Raw genomic sequence first — 24572 nt, 5'->3', positions numbered from 1 at the left:
GTTGCACGTTTTTGGACAAAGAGGTCCGCCAGAAAAGTATCTTATCGGAAACAAACTTGCTTCTGTGAATTAACTTTTACGGGTAAGGGAATTTGTGTTTAAAGCACAAAAAAACAGCCAAAACGCATGAAGAAATACAACTTCAACCACAAAAAAAGCAGTAATCCTAAAATTACTGCTTGTATATCTTAAAGCCACATTTCGAAAACCCCATAATACATAAAGCTACTCCGGTTCCGTTCAACGGGCTTTCATCTCTAGCCCTCCGGGCAAGACGAAAGCTTAGTTATTATCTGTAGGTGTTTTTTTGTCGTATATTTTGTTCTATTTTCTCTATCGTTTTTACAATTCGTTCTACTTTTTTTGCATCAGTTTTAGCAGAATAAATCCATTGAATAATTGTTTTTTGTTCTCCATTTGTATAGTTTAAAAAGGTTTCATAAACATTTGGTTCATCCATTAAACAAAGTTTTAATTCTTCCGGAATGTCAGTTGGTAAATTATCTGCAAATAAAGTTATGTGAACATAATCGCCTTCTTTTTTATTCAGCTTTTTTCTGATTTCCGCTTTTATTGGCAGAAAAAGATTACCATTTCCCATTGATTGTAAATTGTAATTATTGATTTCAAAATGATCGATTGTACCTCGAACTCTTACACAACCAAAAGGTGTATTTTTATTTTGCTGTATTTCAGGAATTCTTGTAAATGTCCAACCGCCTTTACCTTGAAATTTTTCGAGCAAATATTCTTTATCAACTAACGGAATTTATTCTGTCACTTTTCGTTATGCTATTAAATACCAAAAATCAAGTTCCATTGTAGTTTCATCTGCCATTTCTAACAACTGTTTACAAAATGGGTTGTTAAAATAACCATAACATATTTCTTTAGTTTTACCTAAAGTTTCACCAATAGTTATTTCAGAAAATCTATTTTCATTTATTGAACCAATAAAGTGTGCCTTTGTATTTTCGAAAGTATTTAAATACTCATTTTCTATACTTTCAGATATTGTCAATAATTGATCATAATCATTTTTAAGTTCAAAAGTTCCGCATTCCACACATGAAAAATGATTGGGCACAACGAAATTATCCTTCAGTATTTTATGAAATGTTATTCTGCTACTTTGTTCATCAATTAATTTAAAAAAATCTTGTGATTCTTGAAGTTGTATTAGATTTTCTTCTAATTTTTTCAAGTTATCAATTTCTTTTACAAATAGTACATTGGCATAATCATTTTTGAAATTACGAACTAAACAATGGAAAATTACTCCATCCTGTTTACTTAATACTTTTTTCAAATTTCATTACTGCATTTATCAATTCATCATCTGTTACTGTTTGTTTTTTCTTGAAACATGTGAATTCCATTGCTTTTGCAAAATCATTACTTACTCTTATCATTTTTTGAGTTTTAAATTAATACTTGTGCAAAAGTATAATGAGGTTGTGACAGCCTTATGTCAAGGGTTTAATTTATGATTTACACATTTCAAAATAATCTTGAATTGTCATTTTGTGTGGCTCAAATTGTTTATTAAGTACTTTTAAATATTGAATTTTATCTAATCTAAAAGCTCTAAAATCATTTCTTAATTGACAAAATGCTACAAGTATCCAATTTTCTTGCGTGTTATAAAGTGCAAAAGGTTCAATAATTCTTTTAGTAAATTCCTTTTTTTCGTTTGAAAAATATTCAACTTCGCAACAATTAAAGTTAGTCAATGATAATTGTAAAGTTGATAAATAATTGCTTGTTCGATTATTATCTGTGTTGTAACGAAAAACTACACGGTTGGATAACATGTTTACTTTTTCCTTTGTGCTGTATCTCAAGACAGATTTTATTTTGTTAATTGCCTCACTGTATTCTTTTACAAATGAAGTATCTTTATTTTTCAAAATCAGTTGTTCAGCTGTAATTAGTGCATTTGCTTCACTTTCTGTAAACATTATGGGTGGAATTCTATAACCATCCATTAAATAATAACCTTTTCCGTCTTCTGTCAAAATAGGAACACCTGCTTCTTCCAATGCTTTTATGTCTCTATAAATTGTTCGATTACTTACTGAAAATTTAATGGCAAGTTGTGAAGCGGTCAAAATTTTTTTTGTCTGTAATTGTGTCAAAATTGCAGTTAGTCTAGAAAGTCTTTTTATATTATCATTCATTTTTTTGTATTAGAATGTTCTATTTGGTAGAGTTATTTTAGGCTTGTAGCTGACATTGTTTTTATAGAAGTAAATATAATATTCAGTATCGTAGAAAAACTTATCGATAGCTCACAAAAGTATCTACCAAATATATAAAAACCTCCATTACAAATTACGGTTTTACGTAAAAGCTGAAAATCTTGTTTAAAAATATTTAGCGAGGTTCTATATTTTAGTTTTTATTTTCAATAATTTGCAATACATTTCTAACTCTATGAGCAAGACGAAAGCTTAGTTATTATATGATGTAGATTTATTAAGAGTTACATTTTTTTTTCTATCCCAAGCTAAATACTCTAATTCTTTACTTTCTAAAATAGAATTTTCTATTTGTTTAAATCTACTTTTATCAGTTTTAGCGATTTTAACGATAGTATATTTTCTTTTGTCAATGTTTTTTGAATTTATAATATCTAAATATTCATTTACACAATCATTATCAATCATAATAATTCCACCACCATACTTATGTCTATTTTTACCATTTTTTTTTACCCCAGAAACCCAATATTCTTCACCAGTTTCTATGTCAAAATGATTTCCACTGATACCTGCTGTTCTGAGTTTCTTAAGAGCTTTGTTATCAAAATAAACTGTTTGTCTGGATTTTGAAAATTCTGCGTAACCAATCCAAGCTGAGCCACTATGCCCTTCAGATTTATTTTCAATGTACATTATTTTTGGCTTCATACTTTCGAGATTCATTTTTAGCAGCTTAGAAAATTATATCATATAACATTATTTTTTAAGAAATAATCAATACAAAAGTTTCGTGAAAAATATCTTATATCCTATTTTCGTAGCAATTATACTCAAATATACAATAATAACTACTTAACAATAAATTACGGTTTCACGTATCTATAAAAAATCTCTATAAATATCACTTTTAAAGAGATTACTATTTATACTATTTTGTGTTTTTATACCAAATTTGAGTTGTATAACAGTTACGTATGTTACCTATATTTTTTTATCTTTCAATTCTTTTTCTATTTATCCATTTTGTTCTAAGCTATCGCGGATAGTACAGTTTAATAAACGTTATTTGACTTTAAGAAAGAAGGTTGAAAGTTCTATTCAACCTTCTTTCTAGTTGTTAATTTTTTCAGTAATAATACCTGCGTAAAGTTTCATATTGTTTGTCTTTTGTGCATTTGAAATTCCAAAGAGAAATATAAATACGATTAATAATAATGTTTTTGATTGTTTACAATTTCGTTATGCAAATCTAGAATCAAGAATTTCATTTAAATTGTAAAAATCGGATAAAATTAAGAGAATGATTTAGGGGGTGTTACTTCATAAAATCCTTTAAAGTTATTGATAAAATGTGCTTGATCATAAGATCTAACATCAAATTAGAGTTTACTATTATCGATTTCTTTTTTTGTTGGTTGAATTTCTTGATAAATTATTTTTTCACCAATTTTAGAAATTGTTGGTTGAATAAGTGGTAGTATTTTCGGTTAATTTCCAGCTTTTACCAAGAATACTCAAATCTACATCTAGTAGATAATTTGTATCTAAATCTGTTGATCTATGATTTTTTGTAGCAATAATTTGATTGAAAACTTGAGATAATTGATTTTCAGATAATTCAATTTCACATAATCTCTCTTGGGGTAATTTTTGCACCTTTTTCTTCGTTATCTTTTGCAGTTGATTTATAAATTATATCATGATAGAAAACTGAAAATAGAATAGTATCAAAATCTTTAATATTGTTTTTACTTCATACAGCTCGGTTATCATATTTTCTATTTCAGTCCAATAAATCTCTAATAAATCATAATCATTTTGAGTATATTTCAAATATGTTTTTTAAATTAGATTTTAAGCTTTTCTGATATAATAACTTCTTATTTTTTCTGAATATAGTAAGTAAATTGAGATACGTTAAAATTCCAAAGTTTAAGTGTTTGTATAGCTTGTAAATTATTTTCCTTCTCTTTTATAATTAACTGATCTGTAAATGACGAAATAAATTGTGCCCAATAATTATATTTAGCATCATTTAATAAAAAATAAAAACCAGTGTCTCCAAATTTTTTTCCACTAGAATCTAAAATCAATTCTTTTTTATTTCCAACGCTAGCTTTCATAATAACAGTTGCATTACCTTTGGGTAAAGGAAAAACAGCTTTGATACATGTTCTATTAGATGGAAGTATACAAGTACCATAAATCCCCGAATAAATAACTTTTCCTGAAGTTTTAAATTTCCTTAACCAAATAGTATATTTCACTTCATTATTTTGATTATTTAGCGTGATAATTTCACTTTCTAAATCTTCGGATTGTGTAATGTTTTTTGTCGGAATATTCAATTGGTTAATTCGTTGGCTAAATAATTGGTTAACTAAATAGCCGAAAAAAGTAAAAAAAGAATTCCACTTTACGTTAAATTCTAAATTATAGTTTGCTGTACATTCGTAGAAATCGATTACTTTTTTAGATAAATTTTCTAGTTGGTTATCTGTTAGATTTAATTCATTAATTGAATTTAATAATCCTTTTGAAGTAGAATTTCGAATTACAATTAAATTCTCTTTTTCAGCCAATTGATAAATAAATTCTTCACCAATTCCATTCAATTCTCCGAAAGGAGCAATTAGCCACGGATAATCTGTTGGATTAATTTTTCTTCCCCAAAGAATAACCCATTGTTGAGTAAACCAATCCTGAAATTTTTGTGTTGTAAAAGCAAAATTCATCTATATTTTCATTTTTTAGGAAGAAAAGAATCACAATTATTCCATTGTCCATGCTCTGAAATGGGTTTGAAACGAAGTGTTGTAAATTCAAAGTGAAAATTTTTTCGATTGCGTTCTATCATTGCATTAGCATGTCTTTTTGGGTCTGGCATATTACTATGTCCATTTACCATATTTGTCATTTCTAATTGCGATTTCCAGATAGAAAACGTGGAAATAATATTTGGATATCGAATAGATGCCAAAGAAAGTGTAGTACCATCATGATCTCGAACTAATTTCTCAACAGGTCTTCCCCAGCGTAGAAAACGAGGGATTTCGGTGTATTTCATTCTTGCGATTGTAACTGCAACAATAGATTTGTTCGACGTAGTTTCTTCGTTGTTTTTGATTGGAATATCAAAACCAGAAATATTTCCCCATTGTCTTAAAAAACTTAATCGTATATGCCAACCTTCAGCCAAAAGTTTTCCATATGAATCGGTTTTTAGAAAATTCTCAAGTGATGTCTCATTTTCCCATTGCGCGAATACGATGATAGTTTGGTTGAAAATTCTCGTTTTGGAAAAAATAGGTGAACCTAATTTCATTGCAGACATCGTTTCGGAATGTATCAAACCTTTATTTTTTTTTAAAGGAAATAGCATCAATTTAAAAGCTTTTAAATAGCTAAGCTTTGTTATATGATAGGAGAAGATAGGTTGTGATGTCATACTAATATTGAAGTATAATATTACGAAATAAAAGTTGAAGCGTGTATCTTTTTTGAAAAAATCAAATAAAACATTTACATTTATTATATTAACCCTTTTGATAAAAATAAATATGAACAAAGAACTTTTTAAAAATATATTGACAACTCAAATTCCGATTGCGTGGATTGCAGGTGTACGTTTGGAATCGTGGGAAGAAAATAAGGTTTCGACACGAGTAAAATATGGATTCCTTAATCAAAACCCATTCAAAAGTATGTTTTGGGCAGTGCAAGGAATGGCAGCAGAATTTTCTTCTGGTTTGATGGCAAATGCTAAGATTTCTAAATCAGGTGAAGATATATCGATGTTGGTTTTGGGAATGCAATCAAAGTATTTGAAGAAAGCTGTTGGTAAAATTGTGTTTACCTGTGAAGATGGAGAAAAAATAGATGCAGTTATAAAAGAAGCGATCGAAACGAAGAAAGGAGTATCGCTAAATGTGACAAGTAGAGGCGTAGACGAGGAAGGAGATATTGTTTCAGAATTTCAATTTACGTGGACATTCAAGTTGAGAGATAAAAAATAAAAAAAGCTGAACTTTATTCAGCTTTTTTTGTGATTTCTTGTTTTAAAATTGAAATTACTTCATCTATTTCTTCAAAATTTAGATGTGCAAATCCAAGGCGAATTCCAGTTTGATGTTGGGTTTGATATAAAATTGTTTGCGGAATAAACAATTCATTTTTTGCACAGTTTCGTTTTAATTCCATCAAATTTATAGACTGATTAAAATTAACCCAAACTGCTAAACCTCCATTTGGACTAGCAAAACTGATAAAATCATTTAATTCCGTTTTCAGTTTCTGACAAAAATAATCGTGTCGTTCTCGATATGTTTTTCGATGTTTTTTAAGTATTCTATTAATTTCGCCTTCGCTAATCATTTCACCTAAAACTTGCTCGATAAATGGATCAACTTGCTGATCAAGAATAGACAAATGTTTTTTAGCTTCAATAATTAGATTTTTCGGTGCGACAATAAATCCAATTCGGTAACCTGGTGCAAGATAATGACCAAATTTTCCCGTGTAAACAACCATTCCATTTTGATCTGAACTTGCCAAAGGTAAAATAGGATGATTGCTGTAATGGAAATCAAAATCGTAATCATCTTCCACAATTACAAACCCAAATTCCTGCGAAAGTTGCAGTAATTCAACTCTTCTTTGCGAACTTAGTGTAACCGTTGTAGGATAGTGGTGATGCGGCGTAACATAAACAATTCGTATCGGAAATTGCTCGCATAATTTTCTTAAATCGTCGGTATCAATTCCAAATCCATCCGTTTTTATTTGTTTGATTTTAGTGAATTGTGTCTGAAAAATCATGTTACTTTTGTAATAACTTAAATTCGCAACCGCCACAACATCATTTTGTTTGAGTAGGATTTCAGCAATCAAAAAAAGTGAAATTTCCGAACTTCTCGTCACCAAAATATTCTCTTTCGAAATATGTAAACCTCTCGTTAAATTGAGATAGTTGGCTAAATTCTTTAAAAAATAATCATTTTTAGACTGATTTACTTTTGAAATTGAAGTTTTTCGTTTTAAAATAGCTGAATATAATTTAGCAGGAAGTTTTAATTCTGCTAACCGATGATCGATTGTTCCATCAGTTAAATATAAGCGTTGATTAAAATTTTCGTACGGATTATCCAAAAGTATCGATTCTTCAAATTGAAAACCTGTTTTATCAGGATACAAATTGATTGAAAATTGCTTTGGAACAATGGTTTTCTGAAACTTTTGAGAAGATTGACTCAATACATAACTTCCTTTATTTGGAACAATTTCTATCCAACCTTGAGCTTCAAGTTCCTGAAAACTATTGACAATTGTATTGCGATGAAGCGTTAAAATATCACTTAACTGCCTCGTTCCAATTAATTTTGTTCCACTTGGAATATAACCTAATTGTATTGCTTTAGACAGCTGATTCGCTAATTGAAGGTAAATTGGTGTATCTGAATTGCGTTCTATTTCAATAAAACTTTTGTATGGTATTTCAGCCGGACTATTCATTATCTGTAAACTGGTATATTTAGGTAGGACGGAAAGGTACTACTTTCGCATCAGATTTAACTCAATTAATTAAATAATTAGTAAAAATGAAGAAGATTACTATGGTATTGTGTTTAGTTGCACAAAGTATTTTTGCACAAAATGTGAATGATACCATTGCAATAGGTGAAGTTTCTATTTTAGATAACCGTTTGAATACACCACTTTCTAAAGAAAATAGAAACATTTATGTACTAAGTAAATCAGAAATTAACAAATTACCAGCTCGTTCTTTACAAGATGTATTGCAGTATGCATCTGGAATTGATTTGCGTCAACGTGGACCATTTGGAACGCAAGCTGATATTTCGATGGATGGAGGAAGTTTTGAGCAAACATTGATTTTGTTGAATGGTGTAAAGATTATGGATCATCAAACAGCTCATAATGCACTAAATCTTCCAATTCCACTAGAAGCAATTGATAGAATTGAAGTAATTCGTGGTCCAGCTGCTCGTGTTTATGGAAATAATAGTTTGACAGGTGTTATTAATATTGTAACGCGTCAACCAAAGAAAACGGGAGTTTATGGGAATACCTATTTTGGAACAAATTTTAAGAAAGATACCGAAGATACAGGCGATACATACACAAGTAGAGGTGTGCAACTTGGTGCGAATTTAGCAAAAGAAACGCATCAACATCAGTTGTATGTGAGCCATGATTTGGGAAATGGATACCGATACAATACGGCATACGAAAACAATAAATTGTATTATCAAGGGAACTTTCAGTTTGATGATGCCAATAGTTTAGTTGCTTCGTATGGTTATGTGAAAAATGGATTTGGAGCAAATGGTTTTTATGCTTCACCGGGTGATAAAAATTCGAAAGAATTGGTAGAAACAACGTTAGTTAATATTCAATCAAAACATAAATTATCGGATCGAATTTCATTAGCACCACGAGTGAGTTATCGTTACAATTTTGATGATTATCGCTATTATAAAAATGATTTGAGTAAAGCACGTTCTTTGCATTATTCAAATTCTATTTCGGGAGAAGTAAATTCGACGTATCAATTGAATAAAGGTCAAATTGGAGTAGGAGTTGAATACCGAAATGAGCAAATTTCATCAACTAGTATCAAAAATCATACACGCGATAATGTTGGATTTTATGCGGAATATAAAACGGATATTACACCAAAATTGAATGTAAATGTCGGAACATATGTTAATTATAATTCGCAATATGGTTGGCAAGCATTTCCAGGAATTGATGCGAGTTATGCAGTAAATTCGAACTTAAAATTAATGGTTAATGCAGGTACAAGTCAGCGAATTCCTTCGTTTACAGATTTATATTTAGATCAGCGACCAGGAAATATTGGGAATGCAAATGTTGAATCTGAAAAGGCATTTCAAACAGAAATTGGATTTAAATACAGTAAGAAAAATTGGACGTTTAATACCTATTATTTTTATCGTTCGATTACAGATTTTATCGATTGGGTACGTTTAACTTCAAGCGAGCCTTGGCAAGCACAAAACTTTGGAGATTTGAAAACACACGGATTTAATACGAAGGTTTCATATTTAGCAAATCTTTCTGCGAATCAAAATTTAAAGTTTTCTTTGAGCTATTCTTATCTTGATCCTGAGTTTAAAAATGTGGATGATCAATACAATTCTAAATATAAAATAGAAAGTTTAAAACATCAGTTAATCAATACAATAGATTATACAATCGGAAAAACTACTTTAAGTATTGCGAATCGTTACAATACACGTCAATCGTATAAATCTTATTGGATTACCGATGCAAGAATTAATCATTCATTCAAAAATAATTTGAGTATTTATTTTGATGCACAAAACATTTTTAACACAACATACAACGAAGCTGGAGCAATTCCGTTGCCAACAACTTGGATGAGTTTAGGTGTCAAATTTACAGGAATTTAGATGATGACAAACATTTAACATTCTCTTTAATAGTTTATATTATAAATGCGGGAGACAACTTTCTTAGGAAAGTTGTCTCTTTTTGATTCCATAAATTTCTTCCTAACTTTACAAAAATAATTTATATGATTATCATCGATTCGCCATCTCACGATGCGTATTTCAATATAGCTTTAGAAGAATATTTATTGTACCATTATCCAACTGAAGATATTTTTTTGTTGTATATCAATGCTCCGTCGATTATTGTCGGGAAATTTCAGAATACATTGGCCGAAATTAACTTGGATTATGTGACTGAGAATAATATAAAAGTTGTTCGTCGCATGTCGGGTGGTGGAGCTGTTTATCACGATTTAGGGAACCTAAATTTTTCTTTCCATACGTTATTGGGACAGAATGATTTTATGGATTTTTCGACTTTTACAGAACCTGTTGTCAAATTATTAAACGGTTTGAATGTTCCTGCAAAATTGGAGGGAAGAAACGATTTGTTGGTTGATGGTAAAAAGTTTAGTGGAAATGCGAAATTGGCTCGTAATGGGAAAATGATTCAGCACGGAACGATCCTTTTTAATTCGGATATGTCTGTTTTAGGCAATGCGTTAAAAATTAATCCCTTAAAATATGTGGATAAAGCCATAAAATCTAATCGTGCACGCGTGATTAATTTGATTGAATATTTTCCAAATGAAATGACGACGGATGAATTGAAAGCTTTGTTGATTGATGAAATGTTAGAAACAAATGAAGGAGCAACAATTTATCATTTAACAACCGAAGATTTGAATGGTGTTGCGAAATTAATTGAAGAAAAATACCAAACATGGGATTGGAATTTTGGTTTTTCACCAAAATATAATTTCAAAAATGCGAAGAAAATTCCGGCAGGTTTTATCGAAGTTCACTTAGATGTAGAGCGAGGCGGAACAATTGAAAAAGCTAAAATATTTGGCGATTTTTTCGCTTCAGAACTGATTGAAGCATTAGAAAATAAGCTAATTGGTATAAAACACAATGAAGAGGAAATTGCAAAAGTTTTGAATTCTATTGATGTGACGGACTATTTTGGAAAAGTTACAGTAGACGAAATCTTAGAATTATTTCGATAAAATTATTAGCCAAATTTCTATGGAAGTTTGGCTTTTTTCTTACAAAGTTTCTTTTCCTTTTGTTTCCACTACTCTGATGATCCATTCTTCAAATGAGCGCCACGAATTCAGTTCGTTTGATATTTCAATATACTCATCTATCGGGTATTCATGACAATAGACATCGAAATTCTTTTCATCAGTTTTAGAAGTACAAAATCCCATCCAATCACCCATAGAACAATGAATGCCTATAATCATAAATTGTTCATTTACAGGTTTTTCGTAATCTTTGATTTCTTGCTGAAAAAGTTGATTATTTTCTTTTAATTCAGCAAAGTTGTATAGTTCGAAACTTGAAAAATATTCTCCAACAAAACACTGTCCACTACCTATTTCTGTCAAGAAATGATAATATGTATTAGGAAGCAAATGATTTGTAAATGCTTTTATAACTTCTATTTCTTCAGAAGATAAAGTTTGTGTTATAAATTTTATATTTTCAATTTCAACGATTTCTTTTCCGTTTATCCACCTTTTATTTTTGACAATAACTTCGTTTTTAGAAATCCATTTTTTTAGAGTTTTAATCGATTCTATAAATCTAGTATTCATTATTTATTTTTAAATTATGAGGATTTTGTTTACGATATATTTTACCTTTTTCTGTTGCTTCTGGCCAATTATTGGTAAATCGAACTTCAACAAAATGATTAGCATAGACATGTAACACGACATATTGATATTCAATATTTTCTGGTATTTTTATTTTATTGATAGATTGATACTTTTTGCCATCTTTTGCATCATGCCAATATACAGGATATTCTCCTGGTTTGAGATTAACATTTATGGAAACTCCTCCAGCTCCTGGTCCAAAATCATAACCTTGACATAAAACATCCATTGTGAAATATGGTAAATAAGTAAATGCTGCTATATCAGCGGTATGATTTTTTGTACAAGATTGTAAATTAAAGCTTATAAAAAGCAATAGAATTATTTTTTTCATTTAATATTTTTTAATGAACAATAACTACTTAGTATTTTGAAATTTAATTATTAATTGAATCAAGAAGAAAATTTTTCTTTTATAATGCTTCAATAATTAATCGAGTCCTATCATAAGGAGTTTCCCAAAATCGCTTGATTTTTGTCGTAAGATTATTCTTTTTCATAAGAGACTCTTCATAAGAATCTTCTGGGAATAAATTTGTTTCTGTTGATTTTAATGATACTGATATATTATGAGCTTGATCGTTAAAATAACCTTCGTTTTTTAGATCTCTTAAAACATCTAGATAAATTAATTCTAAAGCCTTTATGTAAGTAAAGTCATACTTTTGATCTATAAATTTATCATTAATTTTTTGCTGATATTTTGAAAAATTTGTATTCCATAATTTATCATAATTAATATTTTCAGAATCAATTCCAATTTTGAAATCTTCTAAACTTCCTCCATAAATATTATATTCGTTTTTGGGGTTTGTCGAAATTATAATAGAGTATAATAGGTCATTATTTTGAGAAGCGTCTTCTTTTAAATTATCGATTGCTAATTTTATACTTGTTGCGATTAGATTTTTATTTGAAAGCAAAGATTGATAAATTGTATCAATTTGTTTGTAGGAATCATAATTAATAGGCTGTAGAGATTCTACAATTTCATCAAGCATTTCATCAAAAGTGATTTTCAAATCAAATAAATGATCATCTTCTAGTAAAAATAACTGTTGATTTTCTTTGTTTACTAAGATGAAATTTTCAGCATATTCATCACCAATGATAAGGTAATTTCTATAATTATCTTCTTCATGAATAAATTCATTTTGCTGAATAAATTCTTCTTCATCATTAAAAATTGTCCAAAATAGATTTTCATTAAAACCAAAAAGTTGTAAATACTCAACAAAAAAAAATGGAATTTCAAAACCTAAGCAATCATTTAATTTTTCAATTTCAGTCTTGTCCAAACCCAAATTCTTTTCAAACTGATCTATTTTTGTTAGTTTTTCTATTAATTTTTTCATTTCTGATATTTTTTAAATTAAGCAAAAGCAATGTGAACTTCTTTATATTCTATAATGTCAATTTTTTTGAATCTAGTTTGATTCTAAATCTATGCTCAAGATTTGAATTATTACATGACTATTTTTTGCAATTATAATTTTTTCATTTCGTTGAGAAAGAATTAAATCATTTTGATAAAAAAACATTATGTCTCATGTTCTTTTATCTAAAATTAGAAATAAATATGAATGATTTACTGGCCAAAATTAGTGATATTGTATGGCTTTATTTAAATTACAAGGAGTGGTTTCTTTTACTGCTCTTAAATGAGATAGTTAGTGAACATAAAAAATGATTTCAATTGAAATAAAACATAAATTAGTGAAATAGAAAAATACACTTTATGAGAATACTAAAAAGAATACTTTGGGTAATTGTAGGATTGATTATCATACTAATAATTACAATGTTTGCAATAGGAAAACAATACCATTTTGAAACTTCAATGGTTGTAAATGCACCTATTGAAAAAGTGTATGAACAAGCAAGTTCTTCGAAAAAATTTAATGAATGGAATCCTTGGATGGATTTAGACCCTAATTTGAAATTAACATATTCAGGTACGCAAGGACAGCCTGGAGATGAGTATTGCTGGCAAGGAAATGACGATGTTGGACAAGGTTGTCATGTGATTATTGCTTTGGTTCCGAATCAAAAAATTGCGACTAAAATGATGTTTAAGAAACCTTTTGAAAGCGATGCTACTTCGGATATTATGTTAACGAATGAAGGAAGTGCAACAAAGGTTACTTGGAGTATGGATTGTGAATTGGATTATCCTATGAATCTGATGAAATTAATGATGGATTCTCAAATGGAAGATTCGTACGGAAAAGGTCTTAAAAAATTGAAAGAATTAGTTGAGAAATAATAAAAATGGGAAAGTAAATCACTTTCCCATTTTTATTATTATTTATGATTTCAAAATTCTTTTTGCAGCTTCGGATGCACAAATAAGACCACCTGACATCATGATAATATCTTTCAAGACTAATCTACCAGCACCTGATAAATAAGGGAAACCAAATTGTGGAGTAGGGAAGTCACCACCTAAATTAGGTACATAAACTTCAGGAGTAGTAATTAAAAAAGAAAGAGTTACAATAGACATCAAAAAAGTTAATATACCTCCTAAAAAACCTATTTTAGGAAACCAGATTCCTAATAAAACTAACAAACCAATTCCTATAATTACAGTTCCTAAACCATAAGAAAATACATACGTTCCGTTCTCTGTATGCCAATTGATATTTTTTTGAATTGTTTTTCCTTCTGGATTTTTATATAACGTATAAGCAGCAACCGTTTTTCCGTTTTCATCTACCGAAGTTTCGCGGGCATTTTGATAAAAAAAACTCATAAATGGACTGTTGATGACAAATGGTACAATACCATCTGCTTCATATTGAAAGGCTTTAAGTCCACCAATCCAAATCATAACAATAGCAATAGCAATTCTAAGAAAATGAACGAATTTTTGAGAAGAATTTGCAAAAAATAAGAGTAACTGATTCATAACTTGTCTTTTTTATTATGCAAATTTAAATTGTGTCTTTTCTTAAAGAAATGGACAAAAAAGGTTATTCAATGGATTTTTTTGCCACAATAGATATCCCGACTTGTTCACGAAACATTTTTGGTGAAACACCAACTTCTTTTTTAAAATATCGACTAAAATAAAACTCATCTTCGAAACCTAAATCATGAGCAATTTCTTTGATACTTTTGTATGTTAAATGAATTTGTTTTTTTGCTTCTAAAATCAATCGTTCTTGAATCAATTTTGACGGAGATTTTCCATAATTTTTTTTGATTTTTTTACTGAAAGCATCAACTGATAAATGATAATAAGAAGCATAAAAAGAAACAGCTCTTTCACGAATAAAACAATTTTCTAAAAGATTATAAAAGTTTAACGTATCTGATATTTTATGAGAATTTATCTTGTTTTGTAGTTGTTTTTCTCGGCTACTTAAGGCTAAAATAAGTTGTAAATATGTTTTAGAAACAGCTATATCATGTGAAAAAGTAGCATTTTGTAACGGTTTCATTTTATCGATAATCCATTGAATTTCGTTGAAAATAATATCAGAAACATTTACAAAAGGCGTTTCATAAATCGAATTAAACAAAATTCCATTGCAAGCAACTTCTTCTTTATGGTATTCTATGCAATAAAAATCTCCATGAAATTTCAAAATTTTAAAATCAATAGAATTATTATTTTTCCATTGTAATAATTGATAAGGAGAAAGAAAAATTAGAGCTTTTCCATTTATTGAATATTTATTAAAATCAATCAGAAAATCAATAGATCCTTCTATTATTACAATAGAATAATAAGGAGAAGAAATTTCATTTTCTGTAAAATTATCAGCATCAAATAATTGTAAATCGATGGTCAAAACAGTCTCATTTTAAACAAATGTAATAGAATTTAACTAAATCTTTTATACTGTTAATATTTCAAAATTTCAATGTATGTTATTTAATTAAATCATATTATTACATCATTTATGTCGAATATTTGTTGTGCAACAAGTTTCAATTTTGGATGTTTTGAACCCGTTCGTTGTGAGAGACGATCTTCGTACAATTCAATATTAATCACTTTTACATCTTTTGGAATGTTATAATTTTCTTCTTTCGAGTAATTATATCCTTTGATCGTTGCGCCTTCTTTTCCAGCAATATTGACGATCTCTACATAAAATTTCAATGTGATGGAATCTCCAACTTGTTCAGCTTTTTCAAAACGTTTTTTTTTACTTTATTGATGGAAAGTCCTTGAGATGTGATATTTCCTTGCAATAAAAAGGTCAACGTTTTTTCGGCTTTGCTTTGCACTAAAATGGCATGTTCTAAGGTTTTCGTAACTGGAAGATAAGTGGATCGGGTATAAGTTCTTCCTGTTTCGAGATTTTGTGAAGTTATGCGAGTAGGTTTAGTGATTATGGTTTTTATTTTTAAATTGCTCTGTCCAGAACAATTTAAAAGAGGGAATAAAATTAGTAAATAGAGTAATTTCATTTTTTTAATGATGATTTCGTTAAAATTTAACTTTATAGTTTAATCAATACTAAACTTAATTATATTTCTTTATTAAAATTTCAGTCAAAGAATCGTCTTTTTTATCAAATCTATTTTTGAATTTTTCTAAAAATTCTGTTCCATTTATTGCTGTATAGCTGCTGTTTTCAATATCAAAACCTTCATCAACATATTGAACAAATACAGAAAATTCTGGAATTTCATTGTCAAATAATCCTTCGTTTTTTAATTCAGTTAAAGAATCGATTAAAATTTGATCATATTCTTCGCGTAACTGATTATATTCTCTTTCAGTTGAATTATCCAGATAGTTTTTCAATTCATCATAATTAATGTCATTATAATCAGCAGATAATTCAAGTTCCGAAGCATCCCAAAATGTAGAGTAATAGGTTGAATCATTTTCGAAATTAGTTTTTAACTCTTTCAATGTAGATGCGGTACAAAAATATTGTCCTTCAATATCTTCCACACGTCCCAGCAAAAATATATAATCTCTCCTCGTTAATTTGGCTTTTTATATCTAAAAAGGCTTTCTTAAGATTAGTTTTAATTCGTTCTTTTAAAGGTTGTAATTTTTTCATATTTATTTAAATTTTTGGTTATTATTTGTTGTCTTTTATAAACGTTTTGTTACGATATTTTACTTTAAATAAGCCACTTTTCAAATCTGTATTCCAGCCAAGTTTTATTGCTTCTTCAATGCATTTTCGGATAAAAGCAGGCTTAATCACCTGGTTTGTTTTCTTTGTCATTCACATAAAGCCAAGAATCATAATAACCAAAATTAATTTCTAATTTATTTTGGCGCTGATTATCAGGTCTTATTTTAATAATATTATGGAATAGCCAATTAAAATCCATCTCGTTTACTACTATTTTCCTAAAACTATTTCTCATTGTTAATCTCTATACTCTTTTCCAGTTTTGATATCAATGTAGAAATACAAATCTTCATTATTTGGCTTTTTAATGTGTGCAAAACCATTGCTATATATAAAATCATAGGATTTATCACCAATTTGTTTTAAGGTTTTCAGATTGAATAAAATATACGCTTCAGTTTTTTCCTTTTTCAAAGCATATATATTATTTTTTGAATCTAACGACTGAATTGAAGAATAGATAGGCTCTAATTCCCAACGATTGGTTTTTATATTCCAAAGACCTTTTTTCTCACCATTTTGTTCATTACATGTATTAATAATATATAGATTTTCGTTGTTGTAAACAGAGCTTATTTTCCCAATTTTATTGTATTTTTTTATTTCATTTTTCGGTAAAATCATGTGTTTGTCAGGCCAAACTAAATAACCAACGCGATCTAGAATAAAGAAATCTTTGACATTGATTTTATCCAATACATTTCCTTCTTGATCAATATAAAGCCAATCATAAGCCCAAACTGAATGATCATAATTGAATCTTCCTAAAATAAAATAAGGAGAATTGTTGACTGAATAAACCAAAGAAACATCTTTCAAAAAGGCAAGTTGCTCCGCTGAAACATTTTTTATTTCCTTTGGAAAAGCTTTGTCGTATTCTGGATAAATATAAATCTCCTTTGTTTGCAGATTTTGTAAAAGCTTTGGAACATCTGGAGCATAACGATCTTGATTAATAGAATCTAAAACAAAAAGTTGCTTATTCAAAGCCACTTCTATCTTCTTGGTTTCAACTAAATCTGCTAAAATAGGCTTCTTGGTTTTGATGTCGTGAATATTAAATTTCTCTGAACTAGTCGGAATATATCGACCTTTATCCAATGCTCTATCAATGTTTGATTTTAATTTCTTGAACTTGTTATTTTTAATTTCATACAAGTTATCGTTCATTAGAATATGATTTCCATCAAAAGAATAATAGCCAATATTAAAGTCTTCTTCATCGTAAGGAACATCTTCTGAAAGAATCAATTGATTAGTTTCTAAAACGAGAATTTCAGTTTTTTTATACGTTTGTGATTTTTTGATATCACCTCCCATAATATTCCAATCCCATTTCCACACAGGCATTTTCTTATCGTATTCAAGTTCCTTTTTTATTAATGTAAGGTTGTTAATCGTATTTAGACTAATAGATTCTTCTGTGTAATCAATAATAATGTTACCATAAGAATCAATAACAGCATCTTTTCGGTTTTTATCGCTTACAATTGCGTATCCAGTTTCTGTAAATTTTTGAGCGTATGCGAATGAAGTATTTATTTGTTGTTTTAAGTTTTTGTCAACATAAATGTAATCGCCATTCTTTGTTAAATAGGGAATCCAATTAACTGCATCAGAATTTATAGATTTTGATTCTTGTGCGCAAGCTGTAATAACAAAGAAATTTATAAGATATATGATTAAGCTTTTTTTCATAGTTGTATATTTTTGATACTAAATATTAGTAAACCGAATTATTCTTTTACAACAAGAGTAGATTTTGTTTGGAAGTAGTGAATTCATTGTCGTGTTATTACTTTGTTTTTAAATAGTTTTTTAAATCATCAATGGTTGCAATTCCTTTTTTTATAATTATTGCTTTCCCGAAAGTTGGTTGATAAAATGATATTGTTTGATCCTTTATATTTTTGATGCGTAAACTCCCTTCAATGAAATCATCTTTAGATAAGGATAACCAAACTTCAATTAACTTTTGTTGACAGAATTTTGCATGCTTTTCTAAGGTTGCTACAGGGAGAGTATTATAATTGAAAAAGTATTTTCTGTCGCCAACGATCAACTCGTCCGTAAAACAATTTTCAATAGGAAGAAAAGGATGATTCTTTGTTAAAGGTTTTCCTAGAAAGGATTCTTTAGCTTGTTCGTACCAAAATCCTTTTGCGATAACTTCTATAAACTCGTCATGAAAACGAAAGAAATAATGCGTATAATCTGTTAACATTTCTTCCACAGAATTGCCCCATTCGTATGATAGTTCGTAATATCTTTTTTCATACCTATAGCGTTCTTGTAGCCATTCCGAATTTTCGACTTTGTATACCCAAGTGCCAACAATATAATCATTGATTTCTGTAGGATTATCATAAGGAGGAAGCTCTCCACGACAAATCTTAATTGCATCCATATTTTGAATGGTAATTCGACCAAATTCTTCGTCTTCAGTTTCAAAATTGATTGATGTGAAATCTTCTCCATAAATCACAATTGGACTCAAAACATAATCAGCGATAACAGGAATAATAATTGGTTTTAATTGTTGTTTCATTAGTTGATAAATTTTTGATAGAAATTAATCTTGGTAAACTTTTAAAACCTTGATCTCGTATGTTTCTTTATCTAGTGCTACAGCTCCAATTAAGACATTGTTTTGATTAACTTTCGTTTCGTATAAATTCGTTTGTTGATCTCTAGAAAAGTACTTTCCTAATTGTTTTTTTGAAATAATATTCGTGAAATCTTGTTGAAATTGAATGTTTTGAAACTTTGATATGTCGTAATTCTTAAATAAAATAGAATCAGAAAAATATTTTTTTTGGAAATAAAAATTTATTCCCAAAGATTCGTTCCAAAATTTATAAGTAATTGTTTGCAAATTGTAATCATTTCCGCAATATTCTATCGTATCGCTTAGGTTACCAAAGAAATCAATTGAATCTTTTTTAAACGTAATGTTTTTGGTTTGACAAAATTTTTCAAAATCTTTAATTGTAGATTGATTGAGTTTCAAACCTTCTATTTCCCAATCTTTATTAATTAAAATATTGTCTTGGTTTGCTTGATGATTATTGCAAGTAAACAGTAATAATGGAAGTATATATAATATTTTTTTCATGATTAAAATTTTAAAATAAATCGCTCTTTGATTATAAAAAATACAATAGAGCGATTCTTAAGGAATAGGTAGGTTAGTAATGACTCATTTTTTTCTATGATTAGAATCAACTGTATATCAAAAATCTAAAATAATGAGGAAGTATAAAATCCCTATAATTAGCTAATTTCTTTAAAAGATGGATAAAAAAATCGCTTAAGTAGAGACTAAGCGATTTTTAATAAGAATGTAGTTAAGGTAATAAGAATTGGTTAGTAATCTTATTTGGTTGTTGTTTTACTTTTTCAAAATTGATAAAATTCCAGTTCTTAGAAAATACCTATAAATAGTGATTTTTTTAAGGCTTTGTAATTAGCCCATATTCTATTGCAGATGTAATAGCAGAACTTAAATTTGATGTTTTAAACTTTTCAATCAAATTTTTACGATGACTATCTACCGTATGCGTACTTATAAATAATTTATCAGCAATTTGTTGAGTTGTTAAACCTTGTGCTGCTTCAAGCAAGACTTCTTTTTCACGACGAGTTAATTTTGGAATGGTATTCAATCCATCTTTTTCCTTTTTACTCATCACATTTTTAGTTTGCGAGCATAGAAATTTGTTCCCATCAAAGATTGAATTAATTCCGTCTAAAATTTCATCAACAGAAGCATTTTTCTGAATATAACCTGAAGCACCTTCTTCCAAACAACTATTAATTACAGCATATTCATTATGTACACTCAACATAATAATGTGCATATCTGGATACTTTTTCTTAAAAGGTTTAATCAATTCAATACTATTTGTATCAGAAAGGTTGATGTCTAACAAAAGAATATCAATTTCATTTGTTTTTAAAGCTTCTTGTAATTGTTGGGCCGAGGCATAACAATCGACGACTTGTAAGTTAGGTTGATTGCTTAAAATATTTCGTAAACCTTCTAATAATAAAGGATGATCGTCTGTAATTGCTATTTTTATCATAAATTATATTTTAGGAAATTGGAACTCTATGCTGGTTCCTAAATCGATTTCTGAATGTATATTTAATTGTCCTTTCAAAAATTGTACACGCGATTGAATATTATGTAAACCTGCAGATTGAGTAAGTTTTGTATTATTCATGTCAAAACCTTTTCCATCATCTTCAACAGTTACAGAATAGTTTGTCTCATCTTCAACAAATTGAATGATAATTTGTTCTGCTTGAGCATGTTTAATAGCATTATTTACTAATTCTTGGATAATTCGGTAAACCAATAATTGATTTTCTTTGTCAAGCGAATTAGTGTAGCTTAAAAATTGGACATCAATATCTAAATGTTCATTTGACATTCGGATTGCATATTCTTTCAAGGCTTCTTCTAGGCCATATTTCAAGAGCAAATCTGGCATTAAATTATGTGCTACACGACGCAATTCATCAACAGCTCCATCTAACTGATGAATAGATTTTGCCATATCTTTTTTAGAATGATCGTCAATTTTTTCGTTAAGATGTGTTAATTGAATTTTTGTTCCAGAAAGTAAACCACCTAAACCATCGTGTAAATCACGTGCAAGACGAGCACGTTCTTGCTCTTGACCATCGAGAAGTGCTGTTAAAGTAGAGATTTTAGAATTTTGACGTTCTTGTTCAATTTCCAATTTATACAATTCTTCACGTTGTTTTAGATGTTTGTTGCGTTGTTTTAAGGCATAAAGTAAAAGAGCAAGTAAGGCGATGAAAAAGATAATCGAAAAGATATAATACTTGTTTAATTTATTTTTGAAATTAAGTTCTGTGATATAATTGACCAATTCGTCTTTTCTATTTTTATTTTCTAGTTTAGAAAGCCTTAAATTCTGTTCAGAAATAGTTAATTCTTGTGAACGTTTATCGGATTCTAATCGAGATAACTTTAATTGTTTACGTTGAAAATCTTCACTTAATCTTACATTTTCTAACTCTTGTTCTTGCTGAATTCCTAATGAGTGCATTAGTTGAATTTGTTGCTCTTTTTTCTCAGCTTCTAATTGTAAACGAATCATTTGTTGTTGCTGACGTTCTTTATCAAATTGAGCTTCCAAACGTTTACTAATCTGCGCTTGTTCGTTATCATAAATCTCTTTATATGTAGATGTATACAATTTATAATAGCGCAAAGCTTCTTTAAAATTACCTTGACGGTCCTCAATATTAGATAAGCTTAAATACAACGAAAGTAGAATATTTTTGTCGGGCATTGTATTCTCGTTGACTTTTATAAGTGAATTGAGTAGATAGCTTTTTGCAGTAGAAACTTCGTTATTTTGTAAAGATAATTCGGCTAAAATACCATTAGCAGCAGCCACATGATCTGATTGATGATTTTGTTCTCCTATTTCTTTGGCTAAATTGGCATATTTCATGACTTTACCCTGGTAATTTTTTGGATAAAACTGAAGATATAAATTAGCTAAATTAATGGCAACAAATGATAAATCTGTTGCTGTAGCCATTTCTTTTTTGTTCTTGTAATATGTATCGATTGCGTTAGAATAATATTTTTCAGCTAAATCTCGCACAAAAATATTCTTTTCATTCTGCATAAATTTTTGTTCATACATGTATCCAATAGACATATAAGAAGCAAAAATTAAATTAGGATTATTTTGTTTAAGTGCTACATCTAAAGCAAGTTTACTATATTTTTCTTGTAATTCATAATCATCCCATCTCGAATAAATTCCAGTTAATTCATTATAAACAGAACTCATTCGTGTTAAAACAGTAGGTGTGGTTGGAGCTTTATCCAAGAATTTTAGTGCATCTATAAAGTTTTTTACAGCTTTTGCATCTTCGTTGTTTCGTAAATGTAACCAGCCTTCACAATATTTCACATAACCTTTTGTCGAATAGTCATTTGTGCGTCCGCTATAGTAAATTGCTTTTTGTAAATTATAGTTTGTTGCACTCAAATTATCATCAATCCGATTATTCATTGCCGAAACAGAGTGTAAATAGGCTGCATATTTCCCATCATTCAGCTTTTCTGCACTTGCAATGTTTTGTTTCAGAATTGTAAAAGCTTTCTCTTTCTGGTTATTAAACAATAAAGCTTGTGTATATTTTCCGGTTATTTCATATCGCTCTACAGAATTAGGTGCAGTTTTATTATACTGATTCTCGAAATTTGTTAATACTTCTTGCGCATAAATAATTGAGCCTAAAAAGAAGAAACAACTAAAAAAAAGCTGTATAACAAAGGATTTTAATGCAGATATGTTTGTAAACATTTCGAGATTTAGGATTTTTGAATAAGCTAATATAATGTCTTTTTCTAGAACGAAAGAAACTAAAACAATCCAGAGATTGCTTTAGTTTGCATTTCAATATTAAGTTAGTTCGATGATGTTTTTTTTACTTCTGAAAATCAATATGAATGTTAAAGAATTCTCCTTTTTGTAGAATTCCATCCAAATTGCGATCAATGATTAATATAATATTTACTTCTGTATTATCGTATATATTCCAATCCATTTCTGCATCATATTGATAAACACCTTTTAATGTCCATTTGTATATGTCCCAATTATTAGACGTTCCTGTTTTTTCAACTCGTTTATCTTTATTCGAAACGTAATATAGATATTGATGTCCATCAGAAGATAAAAAAGGATAATATATCACCTGATTTTTTTCAGCTGCAAAGCCTGTTCCTGGTTCAAAATAGGGGATGTTATCTATTCTTACACCTTCTTGCAAATTTGTATCGACAGTACTATCTGTGACTAAAGCTTGCGCTGCATAAAAGAGATTTTTCTTTTCTTGATATGGTTTATTCAAATATTCAATACTAAATTCTGCTGGACGTAGTTTTATAGTTTGTTCTGCATCATAAATATTAAACACTTGATTATCTTGCTTTATAACAATGTTATTTGTAGAATATTCTTGAGCATTTGCAAATGAAGCAAAAAGACTAAATGCAGTTAGTAATGTTATTTTTTTCATATCCCTTTCTCTAATTTGATAGGGCTAAATTATTTAAAATTGAAAACAAAAAAATCACTATAAATATTGAATTTCAATATGGGTAATAAAAAAGACAACTAATTTAGTTGTCTTTTAAATTTTTTATTCTTGCTTTATTTCTTCCGTCCAATAGAGAAGCAACTGCCCAAATTGCAGCGGGCAACCATCCAATTAAGGTAATTTGTAAGATTAAGCAAATAACGCCTTGTATTATTTTTCCTCTTAAAATGAATGATAACCAAGGTAAGAGTACGGCTAATATGATCATTTTGTTGTACTTATTGAATTAATAATTTCGTTAAAATGTAAAATTGTAACTTTATTTGGTGTTGAGTATAAATCATTTTCGATTAATGATTGTGCAACTTTTTCGGCTTCAATTGATTTATATTTCGAAAGTTTTCCACTTAAAAAGAAATTAATCAAAGGAAAAACTTTTGCACTGATATTTTCTGCCATACGATATTCACCACGATGACCAATTAACAAAGACGGACGATACAGAAACAATTGTTTGATTTCGTTATTTTGTAGCGTTTGTTCGGCTTCGCCTTTCATTTTTAAATAAAAGTTTGACGAATTCGAGTTTGCACCAACAGCCGAAATATAATGAAACTTCACTAATCCTTTTTGAATTCCAAGTTTTGCGAATTGGTTTGGAATGTCAACTTCTATTTTATGATAAGCATCTAAATTTGGTGTCTTTTTACGTGTTGTTCCTAAACACGAAAAAATAGAATCAATTTGTTCGATTTTATCTAAATTAATATCCGAATTGAAATCAGTAACTACTTCAATCAATTTTGGATGATTAATTTGCTGAGGTTTTCGAACAACTGTAACAATTGTAGAATAATCAGGATGATTCAATAATTTTTTTAAAAGAATAGCCCCAATTAAACCTGTACTTCCTAGAACCAATGCAGTTTTCAT

The 24572-nt window shown here is 28.8% G+C and carries 29 protein-coding genes; 4 read left to right on the top strand and 25 right to left on the bottom strand.

What is annotated here, in order from left to right; genetic code table 11:
- Positions 1-289: 289 nt before the first annotated feature.
- The 8 genes from E4J94_RS16190 to E4J94_RS16160 all read right to left on the bottom strand — a co-directional run bounded on the left by E4J94_RS16190 (position 290) and on the right by E4J94_RS16160 (position 5586).
- Complete coding sequence (locus E4J94_RS16190; protein WP_246034361.1) at positions 290-745, bottom strand: DUF1905 domain-containing protein; 456 nt, start codon at positions 743-745, stop codon at positions 290-292.
- 42 nt (positions 746-787) lie between these two features.
- Positions 788-1309: a hypothetical protein gene (locus E4J94_RS16185; protein WP_246034360.1), complete on the bottom strand. Its 522-nt coding sequence runs from the start codon at positions 1307-1309 to the stop codon at positions 788-790.
- The gene (locus E4J94_RS17935) at positions 1290-1412 is read right to left on the bottom strand and encodes a hypothetical protein (protein ID WP_262710492.1); all 123 of its coding nucleotides are present in this window, start codon (positions 1410-1412) and stop codon (positions 1290-1292) included. Before E4J94_RS17935 ends, E4J94_RS16185 begins: the two co-directional genes overlap by 20 nt.
- A gap of 72 nt (positions 1413-1484) precedes the next feature.
- Positions 1485-2180 carry a helix-turn-helix transcriptional regulator gene (locus E4J94_RS16180; RefSeq protein WP_135836824.1) on the bottom strand — a complete coding sequence of 232 codons (696 nt, stop codon included), beginning with the start codon at positions 2178-2180 and terminating at the stop codon, positions 1485-1487.
- 273 nt (positions 2181-2453) lie between these two features.
- Positions 2454-2912: a hypothetical protein gene (locus E4J94_RS16175; protein WP_185145653.1), complete on the bottom strand. Its 459-nt coding sequence runs from the start codon at positions 2910-2912 to the stop codon at positions 2454-2456.
- Positions 2913-3653: 741 nt separating this feature from the next.
- Positions 3654-3860 (bottom strand): hypothetical protein, encoded by a 207-nt coding sequence (locus tag E4J94_RS16170; protein WP_135836823.1) that lies wholly within the window; start codon positions 3858-3860, stop codon positions 3654-3656.
- A 224-nt stretch (positions 3861-4084) separates the two neighbouring features.
- Entirely contained in the window at positions 4085-4939 is an 855-nt protein-coding gene (locus E4J94_RS16165; protein ID WP_135836822.1) for a hypothetical protein, read from the bottom strand.
- A gap of 8 nt (positions 4940-4947) precedes the next feature.
- Positions 4948-5586, bottom strand: coding sequence for a hypothetical protein (locus E4J94_RS16160; RefSeq protein WP_246034359.1), 639 nt, complete (start codon positions 5584-5586; stop codon positions 4948-4950).
- Positions 5587-5764: 178 nt separating this feature from the next.
- Here E4J94_RS16160 and E4J94_RS16155 point away from each other — a divergent pair, with 178 nt between their 5' ends.
- The gene (locus E4J94_RS16155) at positions 5765-6220 is read left to right on the top strand and encodes a DUF4442 domain-containing protein (protein ID WP_135836820.1); all 456 of its coding nucleotides are present in this window, start codon (positions 5765-5767) and stop codon (positions 6218-6220) included.
- A 13-nt stretch (positions 6221-6233) separates the two neighbouring features.
- Here E4J94_RS16155 and E4J94_RS16150 read toward each other — a convergent pair whose 3' ends face one another.
- Positions 6234-7715: an aminotransferase-like domain-containing protein gene (locus E4J94_RS16150; RefSeq protein ID WP_135836819.1), complete on the bottom strand. Its 1482-nt coding sequence runs from the start codon at positions 7713-7715 to the stop codon at positions 6234-6236.
- Positions 7716-7801: 86 nt separating this feature from the next.
- Here E4J94_RS16150 and E4J94_RS16145 point away from each other — a divergent pair, with 86 nt between their 5' ends.
- On the top strand, positions 7802-9661 hold the full coding sequence (locus tag E4J94_RS16145) for a TonB-dependent receptor plug domain-containing protein (RefSeq protein ID WP_135836818.1): 1860 nt from the start codon (positions 7802-7804) through the stop codon (positions 9659-9661).
- A gap of 125 nt (positions 9662-9786) precedes the next feature.
- Positions 9787-10773, top strand: coding sequence for a lipoate--protein ligase (locus E4J94_RS16140; protein ID WP_135836817.1), 987 nt, complete (start codon positions 9787-9789; stop codon positions 10771-10773).
- Positions 10774-10812: 39 nt separating this feature from the next.
- Here E4J94_RS16140 and E4J94_RS16135 read toward each other — a convergent pair whose 3' ends face one another.
- The 3 genes from E4J94_RS16135 to E4J94_RS16125 form a co-directional block, all read right to left on the bottom strand.
- A complete protein-coding gene (locus tag E4J94_RS16135; protein WP_135836816.1) occupies positions 10813-11367 on the bottom strand; it encodes an SMI1/KNR4 family protein in 555 nt (184 codons plus the stop codon).
- Positions 11357-11764, bottom strand: coding sequence for a hypothetical protein (locus E4J94_RS16130; protein WP_135836815.1), 408 nt, complete (start codon positions 11762-11764; stop codon positions 11357-11359). Before E4J94_RS16130 ends, E4J94_RS16135 begins: the two co-directional genes overlap by 11 nt.
- Positions 11765-11843: 79 nt before the next feature.
- A complete protein-coding gene (locus tag E4J94_RS16125; RefSeq protein ID WP_135836814.1) occupies positions 11844-12785 on the bottom strand; it encodes a hypothetical protein in 942 nt (313 codons plus the stop codon).
- Positions 12786-13168: 383 nt separating this feature from the next.
- Here E4J94_RS16125 and E4J94_RS16120 point away from each other — a divergent pair, with 383 nt between their 5' ends.
- Complete coding sequence (locus E4J94_RS16120) at positions 13169-13696, top strand: SRPBCC family protein (RefSeq protein WP_246034358.1); 528 nt, start codon at positions 13169-13171, stop codon at positions 13694-13696.
- A gap of 42 nt (positions 13697-13738) precedes the next feature.
- Here the strand turns inward: E4J94_RS16120 and E4J94_RS16115 are convergent, their stop codons facing one another.
- The 13 genes from E4J94_RS16115 to E4J94_RS16060 form a co-directional block, all read right to left on the bottom strand.
- Positions 13739-14341 carry a DUF417 family protein gene (locus tag E4J94_RS16115; protein ID WP_135836813.1) on the bottom strand — a complete coding sequence of 201 codons (603 nt, stop codon included), beginning with the start codon at positions 14339-14341 and terminating at the stop codon, positions 13739-13741.
- Positions 14342-14405: 64 nt separating this feature from the next.
- Positions 14406-15230, bottom strand: a complete 825-nt coding sequence (locus E4J94_RS16110) for a helix-turn-helix domain-containing protein (RefSeq protein WP_135836812.1) — start codon at positions 15228-15230, stop codon at positions 14406-14408.
- A gap of 92 nt (positions 15231-15322) precedes the next feature.
- Positions 15323-15544, bottom strand: coding sequence for a hypothetical protein (locus E4J94_RS17700; protein ID WP_185145652.1), 222 nt, complete (start codon positions 15542-15544; stop codon positions 15323-15325).
- A gap of 366 nt (positions 15545-15910) precedes the next feature.
- Entirely contained in the window at positions 15911-16348 is a 438-nt protein-coding gene (locus E4J94_RS16100; RefSeq protein ID WP_135836811.1) for a hypothetical protein, read from the bottom strand.
- Between the two features lie 254 nt (positions 16349-16602).
- Positions 16603-16776 carry a hypothetical protein gene (locus E4J94_RS17675; RefSeq protein ID WP_168801901.1) on the bottom strand — a complete coding sequence of 58 codons (174 nt, stop codon included), beginning with the start codon at positions 16774-16776 and terminating at the stop codon, positions 16603-16605.
- Between the two features lie 2 nt (positions 16777-16778).
- Entirely contained in the window at positions 16779-18239 is a 1461-nt protein-coding gene (locus E4J94_RS16095; RefSeq protein ID WP_135836810.1) for a hypothetical protein, read from the bottom strand.
- A gap of 97 nt (positions 18240-18336) precedes the next feature.
- The gene (locus E4J94_RS16090; protein WP_135836809.1) at positions 18337-19089 is read right to left on the bottom strand and encodes a hypothetical protein; all 753 of its coding nucleotides are present in this window, start codon (positions 19087-19089) and stop codon (positions 18337-18339) included.
- Positions 19090-19113: 24 nt separating this feature from the next.
- The gene (locus E4J94_RS16085; RefSeq protein ID WP_135836808.1) at positions 19114-19656 is read right to left on the bottom strand and encodes a hypothetical protein; all 543 of its coding nucleotides are present in this window, start codon (positions 19654-19656) and stop codon (positions 19114-19116) included.
- A 337-nt stretch (positions 19657-19993) separates the two neighbouring features.
- Positions 19994-20626 carry a response regulator transcription factor gene (locus E4J94_RS16080; protein WP_135836807.1) on the bottom strand — a complete coding sequence of 211 codons (633 nt, stop codon included), beginning with the start codon at positions 20624-20626 and terminating at the stop codon, positions 19994-19996.
- 3 nt (positions 20627-20629) lie between these two features.
- Positions 20630-22900 (bottom strand): sensor histidine kinase, encoded by a 2271-nt coding sequence (locus tag E4J94_RS16075; protein WP_135836806.1) that lies wholly within the window; start codon positions 22898-22900, stop codon positions 20630-20632.
- Positions 22901-23024: 124 nt separating this feature from the next.
- Positions 23025-23618: a hypothetical protein gene (locus E4J94_RS16070; RefSeq protein WP_135836805.1), complete on the bottom strand. Its 594-nt coding sequence runs from the start codon at positions 23616-23618 to the stop codon at positions 23025-23027.
- Between the two features lie 103 nt (positions 23619-23721).
- Positions 23722-23907 (bottom strand): YqaE/Pmp3 family membrane protein, encoded by a 186-nt coding sequence (locus E4J94_RS16065; RefSeq protein ID WP_135836804.1) that lies wholly within the window; start codon positions 23905-23907, stop codon positions 23722-23724.
- Complete coding sequence (locus E4J94_RS16060) at positions 23904-24572, bottom strand: NAD(P)H-binding protein (protein ID WP_135836803.1); 669 nt, start codon at positions 24570-24572, stop codon at positions 23904-23906. The genes E4J94_RS16065 and E4J94_RS16060 overlap by 4 nt, the downstream gene beginning before the upstream one ends.

The sequence above is a fragment of the Empedobacter tilapiae genome (assembly GCF_004785645.1).
GTDB classification, from domain to species: domain Bacteria; phylum Bacteroidota; class Bacteroidia; order Flavobacteriales; family Weeksellaceae; genus Empedobacter; species Empedobacter tilapiae.
The sequence above is the reverse complement of the archived record's forward strand: the minus strand, read 5'-3'. Positions and strand labels throughout refer to the sequence as shown.

What these genes read in the sequence shown, in the direction of transcription:
- E4J94_RS16140 (WP_135836817.1), top strand. Translation starts at nt 9,787, where the DNA reads ATGATTATCATCGATTCGCCATCTCACGATGCGTATTTCAATATAGCT.
- E4J94_RS16065 (WP_135836804.1), bottom strand. Translation starts at nt 23,907, where the DNA reads ATGATCATATTAGCCGTACTCTTACCTTGGTTATCATTCATTTTAAGA.
- E4J94_RS16155 (WP_135836820.1), top strand. Translation starts at nt 5,765, where the DNA reads ATGAACAAAGAACTTTTTAAAAATATATTGACAACTCAAATTCCGATT.
- E4J94_RS16160 (WP_246034359.1), bottom strand. Translation starts at nt 5,586, where the DNA reads ATGCTATTTCCTTTAAAAAAAAATAAAGGTTTGATACATTCCGAAACG.
- E4J94_RS16165 (WP_135836822.1), bottom strand. Translation starts at nt 4,939, where the DNA reads ATGAATTTTGCTTTTACAACACAAAAATTTCAGGATTGGTTTACTCAA.
- E4J94_RS16060 (WP_135836803.1), bottom strand. Translation starts at nt 24,572, where the DNA reads ATGAAAACTGCATTGGTTCTAGGAAGTACAGGTTTAATTGGGGCTATT.
- E4J94_RS16115 (WP_135836813.1), bottom strand. Translation starts at nt 14,341, where the DNA reads ATGAATCAGTTACTCTTATTTTTTGCAAATTCTTCTCAAAAATTCGTT.
- E4J94_RS16180 (WP_135836824.1), bottom strand. Translation starts at nt 2,180, where the DNA reads ATGAATGATAATATAAAAAGACTTTCTAGACTAACTGCAATTTTGACA.
- E4J94_RS16145 (WP_135836818.1), top strand. Translation starts at nt 7,802, where the DNA reads ATGAAGAAGATTACTATGGTATTGTGTTTAGTTGCACAAAGTATTTTT.
- E4J94_RS16120 (WP_246034358.1), top strand. Translation starts at nt 13,169, where the DNA reads ATGAGAATACTAAAAAGAATACTTTGGGTAATTGTAGGATTGATTATC.
- E4J94_RS16085 (WP_135836808.1), bottom strand. Translation starts at nt 19,656, where the DNA reads ATGAAAAAAATATTATATATACTTCCATTATTACTGTTTACTTGCAAT.
- E4J94_RS16175 (WP_185145653.1), bottom strand. Translation starts at nt 2,912, where the DNA reads ATGAAGCCAAAAATAATGTACATTGAAAATAAATCTGAAGGGCATAGT.
- E4J94_RS16090 (WP_135836809.1), bottom strand. Translation starts at nt 19,089, where the DNA reads ATGAAACAACAATTAAAACCAATTATTATTCCTGTTATCGCTGATTAT.
- E4J94_RS16080 (WP_135836807.1), bottom strand. Translation starts at nt 20,626, where the DNA reads ATGATAAAAATAGCAATTACAGACGATCATCCTTTATTATTAGAAGGT.
- E4J94_RS16125 (WP_135836814.1), bottom strand. Translation starts at nt 12,785, where the DNA reads ATGAAAAAATTAATAGAAAAACTAACAAAAATAGATCAGTTTGAAAAG.
- E4J94_RS17935 (WP_262710492.1), bottom strand. Translation starts at nt 1,412, where the DNA reads ATGATAAGAGTAAGTAATGATTTTGCAAAAGCAATGGAATTCACATGT.
- E4J94_RS16130 (WP_135836815.1), bottom strand. Translation starts at nt 11,764, where the DNA reads ATGAAAAAAATAATTCTATTGCTTTTTATAAGCTTTAATTTACAATCT.
- E4J94_RS16095 (WP_135836810.1), bottom strand. Translation starts at nt 18,239, where the DNA reads ATGAAAAAAAGCTTAATCATATATCTTATAAATTTCTTTGTTATTACA.
- E4J94_RS16070 (WP_135836805.1), bottom strand. Translation starts at nt 23,618, where the DNA reads ATGAAAAAAATAACATTACTAACTGCATTTAGTCTTTTTGCTTCATTT.
- E4J94_RS16150 (WP_135836819.1), bottom strand. Translation starts at nt 7,715, where the DNA reads ATGAATAGTCCGGCTGAAATACCATACAAAAGTTTTATTGAAATAGAA.
- E4J94_RS17675 (WP_168801901.1), bottom strand. Translation starts at nt 16,776, where the DNA reads ATGAGAAATAGTTTTAGGAAAATAGTAGTAAACGAGATGGATTTTAAT.
- E4J94_RS16135 (WP_135836816.1), bottom strand. Translation starts at nt 11,367, where the DNA reads ATGAATACTAGATTTATAGAATCGATTAAAACTCTAAAAAAATGGATT.
- E4J94_RS16075 (WP_135836806.1), bottom strand. Translation starts at nt 22,900, where the DNA reads ATGTTTACAAACATATCTGCATTAAAATCCTTTGTTATACAGCTTTTT.